Genomic DNA, 1,608 nt, shown 5'->3' with positions numbered 1-1,608 from the left:
GCGCATGCAAGAACCCTCCCGTGGCTTGATGAGCCCATTTTCAAGCAGCAGGAGGGCAAACACCATGTGGATTTGGTTTGACGCTTACTCCGTGACGATGTTAGGTGGCATGCCACGTCTGGCCAAGATGGCAAGCTAACATCGGCTGTCAAGGCTGGGAGACGTACCTTGACAGCCTCACATGGGTACGACATCCTAGTATTGGCTACAGGAACGAAAGTAATCTCTTAAAACGGAGTTTACACAGAACGCTTAACACACCCTTTTACTTAATAGTAAAATGGTTTGAAGGTTCAATTATCCTCCTCTCGACTTGGAGTGACGTCCTTCTTTGTGCTCGAACATCCTTGCCGCACAAGGGCTTGTGATTCTGCAATAAGCTCAAATTAATACATATTAACCCACCCACCATTACGCTCTGATGACTCTATACACCTTTCGACCCACAGAACTGCCTCAGCTCCATCATCTATGTCGGGATACCATGAAGGCTCATCCATGGTTCGTGTTTCGCCACGAATTGCAGAGGCAAAGCGCCTATACAAGTTTGCCCACGCTTCAAACAGACCTTCTGAGTGTCCCTCAGCTATTCGATCTTCTGCACGTGCCGAGGGATATAGTCCATGCGTTCCCCTCTGAAGTATAATGGGGAATCCCCGCGCTGGCTCATACCTCAATTTGTTTGGTTCTTCAGCGCACCACTCAACACTCGCTTCACTGCCAACGATTCTTATCCGTAAACCATGTTGAGAACCTGTATTAACAGCTGAAACCCACATAAACGCAATGGCACCATCATTACTTTCCATTGTAACAAACGCGTTGTCCTCTAGGGGAGCCCTTGACTGTACAATACTTTGGCGTATACAAGAAACCTTTTCTATCTTCAAGTCGGGTACCATAACTCGCATCAAATAAAGTGGATGAACCCCCAAGTCTGCCAACACAAAGCTTGGTCCCGCCACATTCGGGTTGAATCTCCACTGTAACTTCTCCTGGGGACTCGCTTGCGAACAACCTCCATGCGCGAATTCGGCTTTGATAATCCGTACGTCTCCGATCTCCCCGTTGCAGACCATTTGGCGAGCTTGCTCAACCATTTGATGGCCTGCATATCCAAACATGACTCCGACAACCCGCTCACGTTCACGCGCTAGCTTGCGCAGGTACTGTGCTTCTCGACTTGAAAGGCACAGCGGTTTTTCACAAATCACATGTAGATTTGACTCTAGTGCAGCTTTGCAAATTTCAAAATGCAAATTGTTGGGGGTAGCAATGGTAACGGCCTCAATACCATCGCTTCGTTGTGACTCGAGCTCAAACATTTCCTTATACGTCCCATAACATCGCGCTGGATCTAATCCAAGCTCTTTCCCAAACTGCTTACTTTGTTCCGGAATAACATCAAACGCCCCACTGACCAGTTGAAAATAGCCATCGCGCGTAGCGGCACACCTGTGAATATACCCGATCGCACTTCCCGCGCCACCACCAACAAGAGCCCAACGAATCGGCCGTACGTTTCTCCGCCCGTCAATCATTCAAGCAACCTCCTTACGGTGTCTATGTGAGATTGGCCTACGTTACCTGTTATTAAATGAGCCCTTT

General features: G+C 48.4%; 1 protein-coding gene. It reads right to left on the bottom strand.

Translation table 11 applies throughout. The annotated features are described in order from the left end of the window. Positions 1–386 precede the first annotated feature (386 nt). The gene (locus tag AMA01_RS13765) at positions 387–1,541 is read right to left on the bottom strand and encodes a Gfo/Idh/MocA family protein (RefSeq protein ID WP_082744201.1); all 1,155 of its coding nucleotides are present in this window, start codon (positions 1,539–1,541) and stop codon (positions 387–389) included. Between the last annotated feature and the right edge of the window lie 67 nt (positions 1,542–1,608).

Source organism: Alicyclobacillus mali NBRC 102425, assembly GCF_001570745.1.
Taxonomy (GTDB): domain Bacteria; phylum Bacillota; class Bacilli; order Alicyclobacillales; family Alicyclobacillaceae; genus Alicyclobacillus; species Alicyclobacillus mali.
Note: the sequence above shows the minus strand (reverse complement) of the source record. Positions and strands in the feature narration are given on the sequence as shown.